The following is a 17,338-nucleotide window of genomic DNA, read 5'->3' on the forward strand; positions in this document are numbered from 1 at the left end:
CGAGGCGCGGGGCGTTCCGGGCCGGCGGTTGCCGCCCGAGGCGTTTTCTTGCCCGCCGATTGTGGTAATGCTTCGCATGCAACTTCTGCCGAGGGACCCCATCATGCTTGCCCAGCGCCTTGCTCGACCATCGACATTCCGCACGCTGCCCGCCTTCCTGATGATGGCAATCGTGCTGCCGCTGCTTGCCGGCTGCGGCTACAACACGATCCCGACGGCGGAGGAAAACGCCAAGGCGGCATGGAGCGAGGTGCTGAACCAGTACCAGCGCCGCGCCGACCTCATTCCCAATCTGGTCGAGACGGTCAAAGGCTATGCCGCGCATGAAAAGGACACGCTCGACGCGGTGGTCGAGGCGCGCGCCAAGGCGACGCAGATCACGGTGACGCCGGAAACGCTGAAGGATCCCGAAGCGCTCAAGAAGTTCCAGGATGCCCAGGCCGGGCTGACCAGCGCCCTGTCACGGCTGATCGCGGTGTCGGAGGCCTACCCCGACCTCAAGGCCAACCAGAATTTCCTGGCGTTGCAGGCGCAGCTCGAGGGCACCGAGAACCGCATCGCGGTGGCGCGGCGCGACTACATCCAGGCGGTCAGGGACTACAATCTGACGCTGAAGACCTTCCCGTCGGTACTGTGGGCGACCTTCTGGTTCCGCAGCAACGAGCCCTACGCCAATTTCACCGTCGACGAAGACAAGATGCAGCCGCCGAAGGTCGATTTCGGTACGAAGCAGGGCGGTTGATAGCCGGAGCCAGCCGTGGTGATCCTGCAGGCCGATGAGGGACGGCACCGCATTCGCGTCCTCGCGTTTGTGCTCCTCATCCTTTTCCTGCCCCTGACCGCCTTCGCCGCCGATCTCCCGGCGCTCACAGGCAGCGTCGTCGACAATGCCGGCATTATCGACGCCGCGACCGAGGCGGCGCTGACGCAGAAGCTTGCCGATTTCGAGACAAAGGGTTCCGACCAGATCGTCGTCGCCACCATTCGCAGCCTCGACGGCGAGGAGATCGAACCCTACGCCACCCGGCTGTTCAATCTATGGAAACTCGGCCAGGCCAAGGAGAACAATGGCGTGCTGTTGCTGGTGGTGCTGAACGATCGCAAGATGCGCATCGAGGTCGGCTATGGGCTGGAAGGCACGCTCACCAATCTGCAGAGCAAGCGGATCATCGAAAACGACATGGTACCGGCCTTCCGTGCCGGCGATTTCTCCGGCGGCATTTCCAAAGCCGTTGATGACATTATCCTGGTGCTGGAAGGCAGCGGGTGAAGACATGACAGCTTACATCTCCTCCCGGCACAGCCGTTTCGTGACCCTGACAGCCGCTGCCTTGCTGGCCATGGCGGTTTTGCTCGTCGGCTTCAAAGCCTTCGCCGCCGAGCTGCCGGCGCTCACGGGCCGTGTTGTCGACAATGCCGGCATCATCGATGCCGGGACCAAGGCGGCGCTGACGCAAAAACTCGCCGACTTCGAGACCAAGGGCTCGGACCAGATCGTCGTCGCCACCATCCCCAGCCTCGACGGCGAGGAGATCGAACCCTATGCCAACCGGCTGTTCCGCTTCTGGAAACTCGGCCAGGCCAAGGAAAACAACGGCGTGCTGCTGCTGGTCGTGCCAAACGACCACAAGATGCGCATCGAGGTCGGCTACGGGCTGGAAGGCACGCTGACCGATCTGCACACCAAGCTCATCATCGAAAACGACATGGTGCCGGCCTTCCGCGCCGGCGACTTCTCCGGCGGCATCTCGAAAGCCGTCGATGACATGGTCATGGTGCTGGAAGGCAACCCGGAAGAATTGGTGGCGCGCGGCGAACGCAATCAGCAGCCGCCGGTCAACACCGACAATCTGTTCTTTGGCGTGTTCATCGGCATATGGGTCATTATCCTCTTTGGCAGCGTCGCGGTCGGTGTGCTCTGGCCGATGTTCGGCCGCAAGATCGGTCCCGGGCGCTATATCTGGCTTGGCACGACGTTACAGATGGGCGGCGGCTCTTCCGGGTACTCGGGCAGTTCCGGCGGTGGCTGGTCTTCGGGCGGCGGCGGTGGCGGCTTTTCCGGCGGCGGCGGTTCGTCCGGCGGTGGCGGCTCCTCGGGAAGCTGGTGACGGGATGACGACGCGCTCCATCAGCCTGTTACGGCCTGTCCGGTTCAACCTGGCGATCCATGCCGTGCTGACGGGTCTGGCGTTGCTCTTCTCCTGCCTTGCGGTTTTCGCCGCCGAACTGCCCGCGCTGACCGGCCGCGTCGTCGACAATGCCGGCATCATCGACGACGCCACCAAGACGGCACTGACGCAGAAGCTTGCCGATTTCGAGAAAAAGGGCTCCGACCAGATCGTCGTTGCGACGATTCCCAGTCTCGATGGCGAGGAGATCGAGCCTTACGCCAACCGGCTGTTCCGCTTCTGGAAGCTCGGCCAGGCAGGCGAGAATAATGGCGTGCTCCTGGTGGTGGCCAAGAACGACCATAAGATGCGCATCGAGGTTGGCTATGGGCTGGAAGGCACGCTGACCGACCTGCACACCAAGCTGATCATCGAAAACGACATGGTGCCGGCCTTCCGCGCCGGCGATTTCTCCGGTGGCATCTCGAAAGCCGTCGACGACATGGTCATGGTGCTGGAAGGCAATCCGGAGGAGCTGGAAGCGCGCGGCAAGCGCAATCCGTCCCATGCCGCTCCGATGGATCCCATCGTCGCGGCGTTCCTGATCCTGTGGGCGACGATGTTCTTCGGCGGACTTGGGATGGCGTTCCTGCCGCCGATGTTCGGCACAAAGCTGTCGCCAGGCGTGTACAAATGGCTGGGCATGACGTTCCGTTACGGCCGGGGGCCGAGCGGTTCATCCTCGGGCTCCAGTGGCTGGACATCCAGTTCGTCGAGTAGCGGCTGGTCGTCGGGAAGCTCCAGCAGTGGCTGGTCGTCGGGGTCAAGCAGCGGCGGCGGGTTTTCGGGCGGCGGCGGCTCGTCCGGCGGTGGCGGTTCTTCAGGAAGCTGGTGAGACAAGATCATGGCAACACGACCGATCAGCCCGCAAGATCATGAGCGCATCGCCGCTGCGATCCGCACCGCCGAGGCCAAAACCGACGGCGAGATCTACTGCGTCGTGGCGCATGCCAGCGACGGCTATTTCGCTCCCGCCGCCTTGATGGCAACACTTGGCATGCTGATCGTCAGCCTCGCCGTAGCCTATGGGCTGGAGGCATGGTGGCTCACCATCCGCCTGCCGCATTTCGTCATCGCCGAGCTTCTGGCGCTGGCCTGCGTGCTGGCCCTGTTGTGGGCATTGCCCGGCCTGCGTATCCACATGGTGCCGAGACGGATGCGCTATCAGGCGGCGCATGCCAATGCGGTCAAGCAGTTCCTAGCCCGCAACGTCCACCGCACCACCGCGCGCACCGGCGTGCTGGTCTTCGTCTCGATCGCCGAGCGCTATGCCGAGGTGGTCGCCGATTCGGGCATCGACGCCAAGGTCGGCCAGCATGTCTGGGACGGTGTGGTGCGCGATTTGACGGCGCATGCCGGTGACGACCGGCTTGCCGACGGCTTCGTCAAGGCGATCGAGCAGGTAGGTGCGGTTCTGGCCGAGCATTTCCCGGTCACGTCGGGCGACACCAACGAGCTCGACGACCACCTCGTCGAAATCTGAGAGCTTGCCGGCAGAGGCCACTTAGCCGATCCGGCCTGTTCCGGACGGGCTCCGCCCGATGTCAGCAGTGTCATGATCGCCTGTGAGAAAGCAGCCGGCGAGCCGCCCGGACTCTTGCAATCGGCCGATGCGGGTTTATGGTTAACAAATCATGAATACGCTGACGATCGACATCCGCAAAGCCGACCCGCGCGACGCTGAGGCCATCGCCGAAGTGCACCTGGAAGCGTGGCGCGGCGCTTATTCCGGCATCATTCCGCACCGTACGCTGACATCGATGATCAACCGCCGCGGCGCCGACTGGTGGGCGAATGCGATTCGCCGCGCCGCCACCGTTCTGGTGGTGGAGATCGGCGGCACGATCGCCGGCTATGCGACGATCGGCAAGAACCGGGCCCGGGAGCTCAAGCAGCAAGGCGAGATCTACGAATTGTACCTGCGCCCGGAATATCAGGGCATCGGTCTCGGCCGGCGGCTGTTTTCGGCAGCCAAAGCGCGTCTTGCCGACCACGGCCTGAAAGGCATGGTGGTGTGGGCGCTGGAAGACAACCAGAACGCGCTGGCCTTCTACGCCGGTGCCGGCGGCCGTGATGTGGCGGAAGGCGTCGAGATCTTCGAGCAGAAGGCGCTGAAGAAGGTTGCTTTCGTCTGGGAATGACCGTCGAGCGGTGGTTGCGGAGGCCAAGGCCGATACGCCGTGCGTATCCCGGTGAAATCACGACGCTGAAACATCTTGTGCTGATGATTGAACGCGTCTGATGCCATCGCGTCTCACCTGACGGGCGTGAACACCATTCGCCGCATTGCGCCATTGTGCGCCGCCCGCTATCTCGTCTCAATCGAGAGAGGGACAAAGCCATGCGCATTGAAGCCATAGCCATCGGAAAGAATCCGCCTGAGGACATCAACGTCATCATCGAAGTGCCGATCGGCGGCGAGCCGATCAAGTACGAGATGGACAAGGAAGCCGGCACGCTGTTTGTCGACCGCTTCCTGCACACCTCGATGCGCTACCCCGGCAATTACGGCTTCGTGCCGCACACGCTGTCGGGCGATGGCGATCCGATCGACGTGCTGGTCTGCAACACGCGCGCGCTGGTGCCGGGCTGCGTCATCAATGTCCGGCCGATCGGCGTACTGGTGATGGAAGACAATGCTGGCCAGGACGAAAAGGTCATCGCCGTGCCGTCGCCGAAGCTGACACTGCGCTACGAGAACGTCACCGAATACACGCAGCTGCCCGACATCACGCGCCAGCAGGTGCAGCACTTCTTCGAGCACTACAAGGATCTCGAGCCCGGCAAGTGGGTCAAGATCGAAGGCTGGCACGATTCAAAATACGCCAAGAAGATGATCGTCGACGCGATCGCGCGGGCGAAGGCGGCTAAGTAGCGCTCAGTTATCGACCCGCCCAAAGGGCGGCACATTGCCGATGACGGTGTGCCGGTCCTTGCCGCAGGCGAAGGTGCGCGCCTTCTCGTCGGCGAGTTTGCGCGCTTGGTCGTTGGCTTGCGGATTGCCGGTGGCCAGCACGAGGCCAACCGTGCAGCCTTCGCGGGCATCCATCTGGCTGACCTTGGCGACGAGCAGCACGTCCGTCGATTTTTTCTCGTCCTCGGGATTGCTGACCGTGCGGCGGTGGATGACCGCGAAGGGCACGGCCTTGTCGCCGGTCGTTTCGATGCGCCATTCGATCTTGCCACCGGATGAGTTGAAGGCGGAAAAACTCTCCCACGCTGACATCATGTCGTCGCCGGGCGGAAACCCGTAGAACAGCGACTCACGGTCGTCGTCATAGGCGATCAGCACGGGATAGCCGCGATAGCCGGAGCAGGCGAGATCGGCCCAGTCGCCGTCGCTTTCTCCGGCCTGCGCGAAGGTCACGCAGTCCTTCTTCGAGTCGAGATCGGTATAGGCGCTTGATATGTCGCCGGCATGGGCTGCCTGGCAGAGAACGGCGAGGGTGAGCGGGATCAGCAGGCTGCGCATGGCGGACACCTCCGGTTCGGGCCGGAGCAGCGTACCGCCAATCGCTATTTCTTCAAGCTTGCTTCGATCAGCAGATCGGCGTTCGTCGCCACAGACTGGGCCGGGCCGCCAAGGCCGAACAGCTGGCCGCTGATATAGGCGCCCTCGATCAGGAGCAGGAGCCCGTCGCCAAGCGTGTCGGCGTCGTCAGCGCCCATAGCAGCCGCCATGGCGCTTAGCCGACGGCGCAATTCCTGCTTGTTGGCCTCGCTGACCACGCGCGCCGGATGGCTGTGTTCGGGATATTCGACCGCCGCATTGGTCATACCGCAGCCGCGGTACTCGGCCACTTGCGTGCGCTTGCCGATGCGGGTGAGGAAGGCCTTGATCTGTGCGCGCGGGTCGCCGGGATGCGCCGCCACCGCCTCGTCGAAACGCTCCCAGTATTCAAGATCGTATTGCCGGAGGTAGGAAGCGGCCAATTCGTCCTTGGAGGGAAAGCTGCGGTAGAGGCTGGGCTTGGTGACGCCGGCGCGCTTGACGATCTCGTCGACGCCTATCGCCCTGATGCCGCGCCGGTAGAACAGGTCATAGGCGACATCGAGGATTTTCTTGGCGGCCTTGGGCGGCGCCGATGCATGATCATCGCTGATGGTCAGTTCAATATTTTTGTCCGTTGGCATGGTGTAACTCGATTGACGTGTACCGATCGGTACGTGTAGATGTTCTCACCCTGCAACGTACCGGTCAGTAACATGATAGCTCAATCCCGCCCCTTTGGCCAGCGCTACGCTTTCGTGGTGGTCGGTGTCATCTTTCTTTGCCTGCTGGTCGCGGCCGGGCTTCGCTCCGCCCCCTCGGTCATGATGCTGCCGCTTGAAAACAGCTTCGGCTGGCGGCGCGACGTCATCTCGCTGGCCGCCGGCGTCGGCATCCTGCTCTATGGCCTGACCGGTCCATTCGCCGCCGCGCTGATGGAAAGGATCGGGCTGCGCCGCACGCTGCTTGCCTCGCTGGTGATCATGTCGGGCTCGACGGCGCTCAGCCTGCTGATGACCAAGCCCTGGCATCTGTTCATCACCTGGGGCGTCTTCTCGGGCATTGGTTCGGGTGCCGTTGCCAGCGTGCTCGGCGCCACCATCGTCAACCGCTGGTTCAAGACCAATCGCGGTCTTGTCATGGGATTGATGTCGGCCTCCAGTGCCTCGGGCATGCTGGTGTTCCTGCCGCTCATCGCCGCCTTGGCGCAATCGGGCGGCTGGCAGCCGGTTGCCATTGCGGTCGCAGTCGCCACGGCGGCCATGATACCGTTCGTCTGGCTGCTGGTGCCGGAGCGGCCGGGCTCGATCGGCATGGTGCGCTATGGGGCCGATGCCGATGACGTGCCGCCGACATCGCCGGCATCGCAAGGCAATTTCCTGGCACATACGCTCAACACGTTGCGCCGCGCCGCCGGCACAAGGGTGTTTTGGTATCTGTTCGCCACCTTTTTCGTCTGCGGCTTCACCACCAACGGCCTGGTCGGCACGCATCTGATCGCCTTCTGTGGCGACATGGGCATCGGCGAGGTGCAGGCCGCCGGTCTGTTGTCGATGATGGGTATTTTCGACCTGATAGGCACGACGCTGTCGGGCTGGCTCACCGACCGTTTCGACCCACGCAAGCTGCTCGGCGTCTACTATGCCATCCGCGGCCTGTCGCTGATCTACCTGCCCTATTCCGGCTTCTCGGCGACCAGCCTGATCATCTTCGCGGTGCTCTACGGCCTCGACTGGATCGCCACCGTGCCGCCGACGCTGCGGCTCGCCAACGAGGCATTCGGCGACCGCAGCGGACCGATCGTGTTCGGCTGGATCGTTGCAGGTCATCAGGTGGGTGCGGCCACCGCGGCTGCCTTCGGCGGCACCATGCGCGAGCTGCAGGGCAATTACGAGCTGGCCTTCCTGATCGCAGGCATGACGGCGATCGCCGCTGCCTGTATCTCGCTGCTAATCAATACCAGCCGGCCGGCGTTCGATCCGGAGCCGCAGGCCGCATAGCGGGTTGGCTGAAATTACGATCGAAGGCGATCTGACGGCAGTCAGGTCGCCTTTCCGTTTCAGGGAGCATCTACGATTGCTGCCGTCAAACGGCAAACGGGGCTGACGCCAGTCAATCCGGGTAGCAGACCATCGGAATGTTCGGCCACACCGCGCTGTCGCAGTTGGCACTGACTTGCCTCTGCTTGAAGGCGGTGCTGACCGGTCCCGTCACCATCGGGTCAACGCCATCAGGCGCATCGGCAAAGGCCTGCTCGGCGGTCTGGGTGTCGGACTGGGCAACAGCACGCGCGCCCTTCTGTGTCGCGGCAGCCGACTGGGCGGCGTTGACCGCCAGCAGGACGGCAAATGCGGCGGACGCAATGAGGGGCCAAAATCGGTTGAGTCTATCGGTCATGATGGTCGAACTGCCCGGGACCTGAATGGTTCCCGCCTTGGTTAACAAAATCATCTCACACGCAGATGCTTAAGATTTGATGAGTATTTGGTGTCGCGCGTCCCCTTTCGCAACTGCGAAAAACCCTGTATGAGCCGCGCAACCGAAAGAGGCAGCGCCTTTGGCCTGCTGCCTGCAACGCTTCCGAGACCAGAACATGAAAATCCGTAATATCGCGATCATCGCGCACGTCGACCATGGAAAAACCACCCTCGTCGACCAATTGCTCCGGCAATCCGGCTCCTTCCGCGACAATCAGCGCGTCGCCGAACGCGCCATGGATTCCAACGACCTCGAAAAGGAACGCGGCATCACCATCCTGGCCAAGGCGACCTCGGTCGACTGGAAGGATACGCGCATCAACATCGTCGACACGCCCGGCCACGCCGATTTCGGGGGCGAGGTCGAGCGCATCCTGTCGATGGTGGATTCGGCCATCGTGCTGGTCGACGCGGCCGAGGGCCCGATGCCGCAGACCAAATTCGTCGTCGGCAAGGCGCTCAAGGTCGGCCTGAAGCCGATCGTCGTCATCAACAAGATCGACCGTCCGGACGCCCGCCATGTCGAGGTCGTCAACGAGGTGTTCGATCTGTTTGCAGCGCTCGACGCCACCGACGAGCAGCTCGACTTCCCAATCCTTTACGGCTCAGGCCGCGATGGCTGGGTTTCGGAAAATCCTGAAGGCCCGAAGGACCAGCAACTGGCGCCTCTGTTCGACCTTGTCATCAAGCACGTGCCGGAGCCGACGGTTCATCCCGGCCCGTTCCGCATGATCGGCACCATCCTGGAAGCCAACCCCTTCCTCGGCCGCATCATCACCGGCCGCATCGAGAGCGGCACGCTGAAGTCCAACCAGGCGGTCAAGGTGCTGCACCATGACGGCACCCAGATCGAAACCGGCCGCATTTCCAAGATCCTTGCCTTCCGTGGCCTCGAGCGCCAGCCGATCGAGGAAGCCCAGGCGGGTGATATTGTCGCTATAGCCGGCCTGTCCAAGGGCACCGTCGCCGACACGTTCTGCGACATGGCGGTGACCGAGGCGCTGCATGCGCAGCCGATCGATCCGCCGACCGTGACCATGTCCTTCCTCGTCAACGACAGCCCGCTTGCCGGCACCGAAGGCGACAAGGTGACCAGCCGCGTTATCCGTGACCGCCTGCTGCGCGAGGCCGAAGGCAATGTCGCGCTGAAGATCGAGGAATCGCCCGACAAGGATTCCTTCTTCGTCTCCGGTCGCGGCGAATTGCAGCTGGCGGTGCTGATCGAGACGATGCGCCGCGAAGGGTTTGAAATCGCCGTCTCGCGTCCGCGCGTCGTCATGCAGAAGGGCGAGAACGGCGAATTGCTGGAGCCGGTCGAGGAAGTCGTCATCGACGTCGACGAGGAGCATGCCGGCGTCGTCGTGCAGAAGATGTCGGAGCGCAAGGCCGAAATGGTCGAACTGCGCCCATCCGGCGGCAACCGCCAGCGCATCGTCTTCCATGCGCCGACGCGCGGCCTGATCGGCTACCAGTCGGAACTTCTGACCGACACGCGCGGCACCGCCGTGATGAACCGGCTGTTCCACGCCTACGAGCCCTACAAGGGCGAACTGCCCGGCCGTACCAATGGCGTGCTGATCTCCAACGAGCAGGGCGAAGCGGTGGCCTACGCCATGTGGAACCTGGAAGACCGTGGCCCGATGGTCATCGATCCGGGCGTCAAGGTCTATCAGGGCATGATCATCGGCATCCATTCCCGCGACAACGACCTCGAAGTGAACGTGCTGAAGGGCAAGAAGCTGACCAACATCCGCGCTGCCGGCAAGGATGAGGCGGTCAAGCTGACGCCGCCGATCCGCATGACGCTGGAGCGCGCGCTGGCCTGGATCCAGGACGACGAGCTGGTCGAGGTGACGCCGAAGACCATCCGCCTGCGCAAGCTCTATCTCGACCCGAACGAGCGCAAGCGTTTCGAGAAGTCGGCCAAGGTGGTCGGCGCGGCGTAATTTTTCTCACCTCTGATTGTGTCTGAGAGGGGCGGAGCAGCTGATGCTTCGCCCCTCTCTCGTTTACCCGCCGGCCGAGCGGATGATGGCTTCGTGGTCCGGCTCGCCGGCCAGATCGACGCGGACCGTCATTCCCGCGCGGGCCGGCTTGCGCAATGCCTTGGCGCCGTCCGGATCGACCACCAGCAGGCGCCGTTCCTCCAGCACCTGAAGCCGCGAGCGCGAAATGCCGAGTTCACTGGCTAGCAAGCGGTCGAGCCGGAGCGATGTCGGCATTTCCAGCCCAAGCTGGAGTTCCAGAGCCGCAGCACTTTCCCTGGTGCCGCCGAGCACCCGCTTGTGCACGACGACATCGGGAAACTCCTCGAGACGCCCCACCCGATTACGCAGGGCGATGACATCGAAGGCATGGCGCCGCGCCAGCCCCGGGTCATTGCTTTCGAGCGCCTGCAGCAGCGCCGGTTCGATGTCGCGGCGGTTGCAGCGTTCGAAAATGCCGAAATTCCAGGAATTGTCGCAATCGACGCAGCGATAGATCAGCCAGACGTCGATGCGCTTGCCGTTGGCGTTGACGCGAAATTTTCCGCTGCAGCGATAAGCCTTCACAGTGCCGCAGCGATTGCAGTTGATCAGCGGTTGAGGTGCGATTTCAGGCGCGATCGCCCAGTGGATGCGCAGGGTAGAAGACATGCTGGTAAGCCCTTCCCGTCGGGAAGTTCATCAGGCCGGCAATGTCGAGATGCCCATGCGGGCGCGGCGTGGCGGTAGGCTGCGGAGATGGCGAAGTCAGGTGTCGCTGGCGGAAAACGCGCGACAACGGTTCAGTAGTGCCAAACCGGTCTCGAACCGCCGCCCAGAAGAACACATGAACATGAAACAGGCACCACGAATGCAGCGCCATCAGGTGTCGGGGGAGTTGACGAGACCGGTGGTTACTGGGGCAAAGTGAAGCTCGAAATTGTTTCGCGGCGGGTCTTCTAGCCGCGAGATGTCGAACCGACAAGCGTCTTTTTTTGTCGGCGCTACCGCAGCTCAACCGCTTGCGCTAGTGTCAGGCCTCAAAAATTGTCAGACAGAGATCCTCGCCATGCATCTCGCCTCGCTGCTGATTTTCGCCGCTGCCCTGTTCGTCGCGGCTGGCTCGCCCGGCCCGTCGATCGCCGCACTCGTCGCGCGTGTCATCGCGAAAGGCTTTCGCGACGTGTTTCCGTTCCTGCTGGCCATGTGGATCGGCGAGGGCATCTGGCTGTCGCTGGCGGTGTTCGGGCTGGCCGTGGTGGCGCAGACCTTTCATTTCGCTTTTGTTGTCGTGAAATGGGTCGGCGTTATCTATCTCGCTTACCTCGCCTGGAAGATGTGGACGGCGCCTGTCGACGCGAAAGAAGGCGAGATGCCGCGCGAGGATTCGCCGGCGAAGCTGTTCTTCGCCGGCATGGCCGTGACGCTCGGCAATCCCAAGATCATGATGTTCTACCTGGCGCTGCTGCCGACCATCATCGACCTTGCTTCGGTCAGCATTGTTGGCTGGGTCGAGCTGACGGCGACCATGGCGGTGGTTTTAATCGCCATCGATCTCGCCTGGGTGCTCGCCGCCTCGCAGGCGCGCAAGCTGCTGAAGAGCAAACGCGCCATGAAGATCGCCAACCGGATCAGCGCCACGACGATGGCCGGCGCTGCCGCGGCGATTGCGGCGCGATCCTAAAACCTCACCGCGCCATGACGTGGTATTCATCGTTTGGCCGCATGTCGATTGCCGCCGCCACCCGGTTCGACATGTTGAAGAAGGCGGCGGTCGAGGCGATGTCCCAGATGTCACGGTCGCTGAAGCCGGCCTGACGCAGGCCGTCCCGGTCAGCCTCGACGATCTTAGCCGGCTCCTCAGTCAGCTTGACGGCGAATTCGAGCATCGCTGTTTGCCTCTGTGACAGCGCGGCGGCGCGGAAATTCATCACCATCATTTCGCCGAGCGCCGGGTCGCCGGACAGTTGGCGCACCGCCGCGCCATGCGCGGTCAGGCAATAGTAGCAATGGTTGATGGAGGAGACGACGACCGCGATCATCTCGCGCTCCAGCTTCGACAGGCCTGATACCCCCAGCATCAGATCATTGTACATATCGGTGAAGGCGCGCAGCTTCTTGTCGTCGAAGGCGTAGGCCTTGAGCACGTTGGGAACGAGCCCGAGCTTCTCCTCGCATTTGGCGAAATAGGTTTTCGTCGCGTCGCTTAGCTCTCCCGAGGCCAGGTCAAGCGCTGAAATTTTGCCGGTCATGGGTCATTTCTCCTCTTTGGGCACTGCCTTGCCGCCGAATTCCGATAATTCTTGGCAAGCCGTCAAACCTTTGTCGCCAAACAGCGGTCATCTGCTACGATAGTCGTAAAAGCATTCGACGGGAGGGAATAGCGTCATGGCCAGCGTGAAATCCGCAGCTAAGCCGAAGAAAAAAGCCACATCCGCGACAAAGACGGAGGAAAGGCCAGCCAGGCTTGCCGACTATCTGCTCGCCCGCGCGCCCGCGGAAGACATCGCCACCTATGACGCGGCCGCCCTCGAACGCGCCGCCGATCTCGCCGGCCAAGCGGTCACCGGCCACAAGAAGGGCGAGTGCGTCGTTGCCGTCGATGCCGATTCGGGCGTCACCCGCGAGGGCCGGCCGGTGACGGTCATCACCGTCGTCAACGACAACATGCCGTTCCTGTTCGATTCCATCCTCGGCGAGATCACCGAGACATCAGGTGAGCCGACGCTGGTCACCCACCCGGTCATCACCGTGCGCCACGGCAAAGGCGGCGTCGAGGAAATCCTAGGCGACGGCAATTTCGCCAAGGACGACGGCAATCACGACCGGCTGAGCGTCATCCACGTGCATATCCCGCGGCTGACGGCGGAGGCGGCGAACGGTTTGACCGAGCGGCTGCGCAAGATGCTCGGCCAGGTTCACGCCGCCGTCAACGACTGGCGGCCGATGCTGGCCAGGCTTGATCAGGCGATCTCGGAATTCCGCTATTCGGCGGTGCCGCTCGACAAGAAGAGCGTGGCCGAGGCGATCGCCTTCCTGGAATGGCTGCGCGACGACAATTTTACCTTCCTCGGCATGCGCGAGTTTAAATACACCGGCGGCGAGGAAAGCGGCAATCTGGAGCGCGCCGACAAGCCGGGCCTTGGCATCCTCGGCGATCCCGACGTGCTGGTGCTGCGGCGCGGCACCGAAGCGGTGACGACGACGCCCGAGATCCGCGCCTTCCTGCATGGGCCGGAACCGCTGATCGTCACCAAGGCCAATGCCAAGTCTTCCGTGCATCGCCGCATCTATCTCGATTACATCGGCGTCAAGACCTACACTCCCAAGGGCACGCTTGCCGGCGAACTGCGCATCGTCGGCCTGTTCACCTCGACCGCCTACACGCGCTCGGTGATGAAAATCCCGTATCTCCGGTCCAAGGCCGAAACCATCATCGCCAAGTCCGGCTTCGACCGGCACGATCATTCCGGCAAGGCGCTGATCAACGTGCTGGAGAGCTATCCGCGCGACGAATTGTTCCAGGTGCCGGTGCCGATCCTGAGGAAACATGCCGCGGCCATTCTCGGCCTGGTCGAACGCCCACGCGTGCGGGCGCTGGTGCGCGCCGACCAGTTCGACCGTTTCGTCTCGATCCTCGTCTTCGTGCCGCGCGACCGCTACGACAGCGTCGTGCGCGAGAAGATCGGCGCCTATCTGAAAACCGTGTTCGAGGGCCGGCTGTCGGCCTACTACCCGGCCTTCCCCGAGGGCGGGCTGGCGCGTGTGCATTTCATCATCGGCCGCTCCGGCGGCAAGACGCCGAAGATCGAGCAGGCGACGATCGAGGCGGCGATCCGCGACATCGTGCGCACCTGGGAGGATGCCCTTTCCGACGCGGCGGACGCCGATGGCGGCGACCAGGCGTTGACGGCCATCGCCGCGCGGCTGCCTGAAAGCTACCGGGATTCGTTCAGCGCGGCGGTGGCGCTGAACGACGCCGGGCGCATTGCAAAAATCAGCGCCAGCAATCCGATCGCCATCGACTATTATCGCCATGCCGAGCAGAAGCCGCATCAGGCGGCGCTGAAAATCTATCACCATGGCAGCCCGGTGGCGCTGTCGCGGCGGGTGCCGGTGCTGGAAAACATCGGCTTCCGCGTCATCAGCGAGCGCACCTTCGAGGTCGGCGACGAGCAGTCCGGCCTGGTCTTCATCCACGACATGGAACTGGAGAACAGCTACGGCAAGCCGATCGACCTCGCCGATGGCGGCGCGCTGTTCGAAGACGCGTTCCTGTCGGTCTGGCGCGGCGACGTCGACAATGACGGTTATAACGGCCTGGCCCAGACCGCCGGCCTTTGGTCCGGCGAGATCACCATCCTGCGCGCCTATGGCCGATATCTGCAGCAGGTCGGCATCCCGCAAAGCCAGGATTTCATCGCAGCCGCGCTCAACCGCTATCCCGACATCGCGCGCGGCCTGCACGCGCTGTTCATCGCAAGGCTTGGCCCGACGGCCGAGGGCGAAGGCGTGGTGGCGGCAAAGCACCTCAAGGCCAAGATCAAGGATGCGCTCGAAGATGTGCCCAACATCGATGACGACACCATCATCCGCCGCTATCTCAATCTGATCGAAGCCTCGCTGCGCACCAATCATTTCGTTGCCGATACGAAAGCCAAGGGCCAGTCGCTGGCGATCAAGCTGGACTCGCATGCGGTCGAAGGACTGCCGGCGCCACGGCCATGGCGCGAGATCTATGTCTACGGTTCCGAGGTCGAGGGGCTGCATCTGCGTTTCGGCCCGGTGGCGCGGGGCGGCTTGCGCTGGTCGGACCGCGCCCAGGACTACCGCACCGAGGTGCTCGGCCTGGTCAAGGCGCAGCAGGTCAAGAACGCCGTCATCGTGCCAGTCGGCGCCAAGGGCGGCTTCTTCCCCAAGCGCCTGCCGGCAGGTGGTAGCCGTGACGCGATATTCGAGGCCGGCACCTCGGCCTACAAGAATTTCGTCTCCAGCCTGTTGTCGATCACCGACAATATCGGGCTGGACGGTGTCATTCCGCCAGCCGGCGTCATCAGGCGCGACCCTGATGATCCCTATTTCGTCGTTGCCGCCGACAAGGGCACGGCGACCTTCTCCGACACCGCCAACGCCATCTCGGAGAAGCATGGCTTCTGGCTCGACGATGCCTTCGCCAGCGGTGGCTCGGCCGGCTACGACCACAAGAAGATGGGCATCACCGCCAAGGGCGCCTGGGAAGCGGTCAAGCGGCATTTCCGCGAGATCAACCGCGACATCCAGACCTCGCCCTTCACCGTCGTCGGTGTCGGCGACATGTCCGGCGACGTGTTCGGCAATGGCATGCTGTTGTCGCCGAAGACCAGGCTGATCGCCGCCTTCGACCATCGCGACATCTTCATCGATCCCGATCCGGATATGGCGGCCTCGATGGCCGAGCGCGAGCGCATGTTCGCTCTGCCGCGTTCGAGCTGGCAGGATTACGACAAGACCAAGCTGTCGGAAGGCGGCGTCATCGTCTCGCGCAGCCAGAAGTCGATCACCTTGCCGGCTGCCGCAGCGGCTGCGATTGGCCTGGCGAAGACGACCGCCACGCCGGTCGAGATCATGACCGCCATCCTCAAGGCGCCGGTCGACCTCCTGTGGTTCGGCGGCATCGGCACGTATCTCAGGGCATCGACCGAAACCAACGCCGAGGTCGGCGACCGTGCCAACGACGCCATCCGCATCACCGCGCTCGACGTGCGCGCCAAGGTGATCGGCGAGGGCGCCAATCTCGGCGTCACGCAGCGCGCGCGCATCGAGTTCGGCCTGAATGGTGGGCGTTGCAATTCCGACGCCATCGACAATTCGGGCGGCGTCAATTGTTCCGACGTCGAGGTCAACATCAAGATCGCGCTGGCGTCGGCCATGCGCAAGGGCTCGTTGACCAGGCCGGCACGCAACAAGCTGCTGGCCGAGATGACCGACGAGGTTGGCGGCCTGGTGCTGTCCAACAACTACCAGCAGACGCTGGCGCTTTCGATCGCCCGCAAGCGCGGCCTCGCCGACATCGCGCATCAGAGCCGTTTCATGACGGCGCTGGAAGCGCGCGGCCTGCTCGATCGCGTGGTCGAGACGCTGCCGTCGCCGGCGGCCCTTGCCGAACGCGAGGCGCGCGGCGAACCGCTGACCCGGGCCGAGCTCGGCGTGTTGCTCGCCTATGCCAAGATCGTGCTGTTCTCCGACATCGTCGCCAGCGACGTGCCTGACGATGCGCATTTCGACCGCGACCTGATGGGCTATTTCCCCGACCGGATGGCGAAGAAATACGCTACCGAGATCCACGGCCACCGGCTGCGCCGCGAGATCATCGCCCGCGTCGTCGCCAACGATTTGGTCAATCGCGGCGGACCGTCCTTCGTCAACCGGCTGCAGGAAGCCACGGGGCGCACCGCCGCCGACGTGGTGCGCACCTTCGCCGTGGTGCGTGACGGCTTTGCCTTGCCGGCGCTCTATCGCGAGATCGACGCGCTCGACAACCAGATCGACGGCCAGGTGCAGCTCGATCTCTACCAGATGGTCAGCCGGCTGATCTTCGTGACCAGCGGCTGGTACCTGAAGAACGATGCCGGTACGGCACCCCTAAGCGAGCGCATCGCCGAACTGCAGGACGCGCGCAAGGCGCTGGAGCCCAAGCTGGTTTCGCTGCTGCCGGCGTTTTCGCGGGAGCGCATCGAGGAGAAGCGGCACGGGCTCTTCAAGGCCGGCGCTCCGGAAAAGCTCGCCGAGCAGCTGGCGCTGAGCGAGGTAGCGGAACTGATCCCCGACATCGCGCTGACCGCGCGGTTGGCAAATGCCGACATCGTCGCCGCTGCCAAGGCGTTCTTTGCGGTCAGCGATGCCTTCCGTATTCCGCGCGTCGAGGATGCGGCACGCTCGATCACGCCGTCGGACTATTATGATCAGCTCGCTTTGTCGCGGGCCACCGACACGATCGGTGCGGCGCGGCGTGGCATTGCGGTGGCGGCACTCACCGGCCATGCCAAGACGGCGGACCCGGTGGCGGCCTGGCTCGAGGCCGGTGGCGAGCGGGTGGCGCGCATCCGCGAGCGGCTGCAGGCGCTGACTGAAGGCGGCGACATCACCGTGTCGCGGCTGTCGGTGGCGTCCGGTTTGATGAGCGATCTGACAGGGATGTAGCGGTTTGACCAGAGGTCATCGGGCGAGCGTCGGGCGACAGGTCAGCTGGGTGTTCCTTGT

The 17,338-nt window shown here is 63.6% G+C and carries 15 protein-coding genes and 1 pseudogene; 11 read left to right on the forward strand and 5 right to left on the reverse strand.

Annotation, left to right across the window (positions count from 1 at the left end; all coding sequences use genetic code 11):
• Nucleotides 1-103: 103 nt before the first annotated feature.
• From EB235_RS06515 to ppa, 7 genes and pseudogenes are all read left to right on the forward strand, one after another.
• A complete protein-coding gene (locus EB235_RS06515; RefSeq protein ID WP_027031770.1) occupies nt 104-742 on the forward strand; it encodes a LemA family protein in 639 nt (212 codons plus the stop codon).
• A 51-nt stretch (nt 743-793) separates the two neighbouring features.
• Nucleotides 794-1,264 (forward strand): annotated as a pseudogene (locus tag EB235_RS06520) (TPM domain-containing protein); the annotation flags it as partial.
• Nucleotides 1,265-1,340: 76 nt separating this feature from the next.
• Nucleotides 1,341-2,108 carry a TPM domain-containing protein gene (locus tag EB235_RS06525; protein WP_245268965.1) on the forward strand — a complete coding sequence of 256 codons (768 nt, stop codon included), beginning with the start codon at nt 1,341-1,343 and terminating at the stop codon, nt 2,106-2,108.
• 4 nt (nt 2,109-2,112) lie between these two features.
• Nucleotides 2,113-3,003, forward strand: coding sequence for a TPM domain-containing protein (locus EB235_RS06530; RefSeq protein WP_027031768.1), 891 nt, complete (start codon nt 2,113-2,115; stop codon nt 3,001-3,003).
• Nucleotides 3,004-3,012: 9 nt separating this feature from the next.
• Nucleotides 3,013-3,651: a TPM domain-containing protein gene (locus tag EB235_RS06535; protein ID WP_027031767.1), complete on the forward strand. Its 639-nt coding sequence runs from the start codon at nt 3,013-3,015 to the stop codon at nt 3,649-3,651.
• A gap of 151 nt (nt 3,652-3,802) precedes the next feature.
• The gene (locus tag EB235_RS06540) at nt 3,803-4,309 is read left to right on the forward strand and encodes a GNAT family N-acetyltransferase (protein ID WP_027031766.1); all 507 of its coding nucleotides are present in this window, start codon (nt 3,803-3,805) and stop codon (nt 4,307-4,309) included.
• 200 nt (nt 4,310-4,509) lie between these two features.
• A complete protein-coding gene (gene ppa / locus EB235_RS06545; RefSeq protein WP_027031765.1) occupies nt 4,510-5,043 on the forward strand; it encodes an inorganic diphosphatase in 534 nt (177 codons plus the stop codon).
• Between the two features lie 3 nt (nt 5,044-5,046).
• On the opposite strand, the gene EB235_RS06550 is transcribed toward ppa, so the two are convergent.
• Entirely contained in the window at nt 5,047-5,640 is a 594-nt protein-coding gene (locus tag EB235_RS06550; RefSeq protein ID WP_027031764.1) for a hypothetical protein, read from the reverse strand.
• A 44-nt stretch (nt 5,641-5,684) separates the two neighbouring features.
• Nucleotides 5,685-6,302, reverse strand: a complete 618-nt coding sequence (locus EB235_RS06555) for a TetR/AcrR family transcriptional regulator (RefSeq protein ID WP_027031763.1) — start codon at nt 6,300-6,302, stop codon at nt 5,685-5,687.
• Between the two features lie 72 nt (nt 6,303-6,374).
• On the opposite strand from EB235_RS06555, the gene EB235_RS06560 reads away from it, so the two are divergent.
• A complete protein-coding gene (locus EB235_RS06560; RefSeq protein WP_027031762.1) occupies nt 6,375-7,658 on the forward strand; it encodes an MFS transporter in 1,284 nt (427 codons plus the stop codon).
• Nucleotides 7,659-7,770: 112 nt separating this feature from the next.
• Here the strand turns inward: EB235_RS06560 and EB235_RS06565 are convergent, their stop codons facing one another.
• Nucleotides 7,771-8,055 carry a hypothetical protein gene (locus EB235_RS06565; protein ID WP_245268857.1) on the reverse strand — a complete coding sequence of 95 codons (285 nt, stop codon included), beginning with the start codon at nt 8,053-8,055 and terminating at the stop codon, nt 7,771-7,773.
• Nucleotides 8,056-8,251: 196 nt separating this feature from the next.
• Between EB235_RS06565 and typA the strand changes: the two genes are divergently transcribed.
• On the forward strand, nt 8,252-10,081 hold the full coding sequence (typA, locus tag EB235_RS06570) for a translational GTPase TypA (protein WP_027031760.1): 1,830 nt from the start codon (nt 8,252-8,254) through the stop codon (nt 10,079-10,081).
• Between the two features lie 63 nt (nt 10,082-10,144).
• Here the strand turns inward: typA and EB235_RS06575 are convergent, their stop codons facing one another.
• A complete protein-coding gene (locus tag EB235_RS06575; RefSeq protein WP_027031759.1) occupies nt 10,145-10,771 on the reverse strand; it encodes a DUF1062 domain-containing protein in 627 nt (208 codons plus the stop codon).
• Between the two features lie 397 nt (nt 10,772-11,168).
• Between EB235_RS06575 and EB235_RS06580 the strand changes: the two genes are divergently transcribed.
• Nucleotides 11,169-11,783 (forward strand): LysE family translocator, encoded by a 615-nt coding sequence (locus EB235_RS06580; RefSeq protein ID WP_027031758.1) that lies wholly within the window; start codon nt 11,169-11,171, stop codon nt 11,781-11,783.
• 4 nt (nt 11,784-11,787) lie between these two features.
• On the opposite strand, the gene EB235_RS06585 is transcribed toward EB235_RS06580, so the two are convergent.
• On the reverse strand, nt 11,788-12,351 hold the full coding sequence (locus tag EB235_RS06585; protein WP_027031757.1) for a peroxidase-related enzyme: 564 nt from the start codon (nt 12,349-12,351) through the stop codon (nt 11,788-11,790).
• Nucleotides 12,352-12,487: 136 nt separating this feature from the next.
• Here EB235_RS06585 and EB235_RS06590 point away from each other — a divergent pair, with 136 nt between their 5' ends.
• Nucleotides 12,488-17,278 carry an NAD-glutamate dehydrogenase gene (locus EB235_RS06590; protein ID WP_027031756.1) on the forward strand — a complete coding sequence of 1,597 codons (4,791 nt, stop codon included), beginning with the start codon at nt 12,488-12,490 and terminating at the stop codon, nt 17,276-17,278.
• The last annotated feature ends 60 nt before the right edge of the window (nt 17,279-17,338 follow it).

Source organism: Mesorhizobium loti R88b (genome assembly GCF_013170845.1).
Lineage (GTDB): Bacteria > Pseudomonadota > Alphaproteobacteria > Rhizobiales > Rhizobiaceae > Mesorhizobium > Mesorhizobium loti_B.

What these genes read in the sequence shown, in the direction of transcription:
- EB235_RS06515 (WP_027031770.1), top strand. Translation starts at nt 104, where the DNA reads ATGCTTGCCCAGCGCCTTGCTCGACCATCGACATTCCGCACGCTGCCC.
- EB235_RS06525 (WP_245268965.1), top strand. Translation starts at nt 1,341, where the DNA reads ATGGCGGTTTTGCTCGTCGGCTTCAAAGCCTTCGCCGCCGAGCTGCCG.
- EB235_RS06530 (WP_027031768.1), top strand. Translation starts at nt 2,113, where the DNA reads ATGACGACGCGCTCCATCAGCCTGTTACGGCCTGTCCGGTTCAACCTG.
- EB235_RS06535 (WP_027031767.1), top strand. Translation starts at nt 3,013, where the DNA reads ATGGCAACACGACCGATCAGCCCGCAAGATCATGAGCGCATCGCCGCT.
- EB235_RS06540 (WP_027031766.1), top strand. Translation starts at nt 3,803, where the DNA reads ATGAATACGCTGACGATCGACATCCGCAAAGCCGACCCGCGCGACGCT.
- ppa (WP_027031765.1), top strand. Translation starts at nt 4,510, where the DNA reads ATGCGCATTGAAGCCATAGCCATCGGAAAGAATCCGCCTGAGGACATC.
- EB235_RS06550 (WP_027031764.1), bottom strand. Translation starts at nt 5,640, where the DNA reads ATGCGCAGCCTGCTGATCCCGCTCACCCTCGCCGTTCTCTGCCAGGCA.
- EB235_RS06555 (WP_027031763.1), bottom strand. Translation starts at nt 6,302, where the DNA reads ATGCCAACGGACAAAAATATTGAACTGACCATCAGCGATGATCATGCA.
- EB235_RS06560 (WP_027031762.1), top strand. Translation starts at nt 6,375, where the DNA reads ATGATAGCTCAATCCCGCCCCTTTGGCCAGCGCTACGCTTTCGTGGTG.
- EB235_RS06565 (WP_245268857.1), bottom strand. Translation starts at nt 8,055, where the DNA reads ATGACCGATAGACTCAACCGATTTTGGCCCCTCATTGCGTCCGCCGCA.
- typA (WP_027031760.1), top strand. Translation starts at nt 8,252, where the DNA reads ATGAAAATCCGTAATATCGCGATCATCGCGCACGTCGACCATGGAAAA.
- EB235_RS06575 (WP_027031759.1), bottom strand. Translation starts at nt 10,771, where the DNA reads ATGTCTTCTACCCTGCGCATCCACTGGGCGATCGCGCCTGAAATCGCA.
- EB235_RS06580 (WP_027031758.1), top strand. Translation starts at nt 11,169, where the DNA reads ATGCATCTCGCCTCGCTGCTGATTTTCGCCGCTGCCCTGTTCGTCGCG.
- EB235_RS06585 (WP_027031757.1), bottom strand. Translation starts at nt 12,351, where the DNA reads ATGACCGGCAAAATTTCAGCGCTTGACCTGGCCTCGGGAGAGCTAAGC.
- EB235_RS06590 (WP_027031756.1), top strand. Translation starts at nt 12,488, where the DNA reads ATGGCCAGCGTGAAATCCGCAGCTAAGCCGAAGAAAAAAGCCACATCC.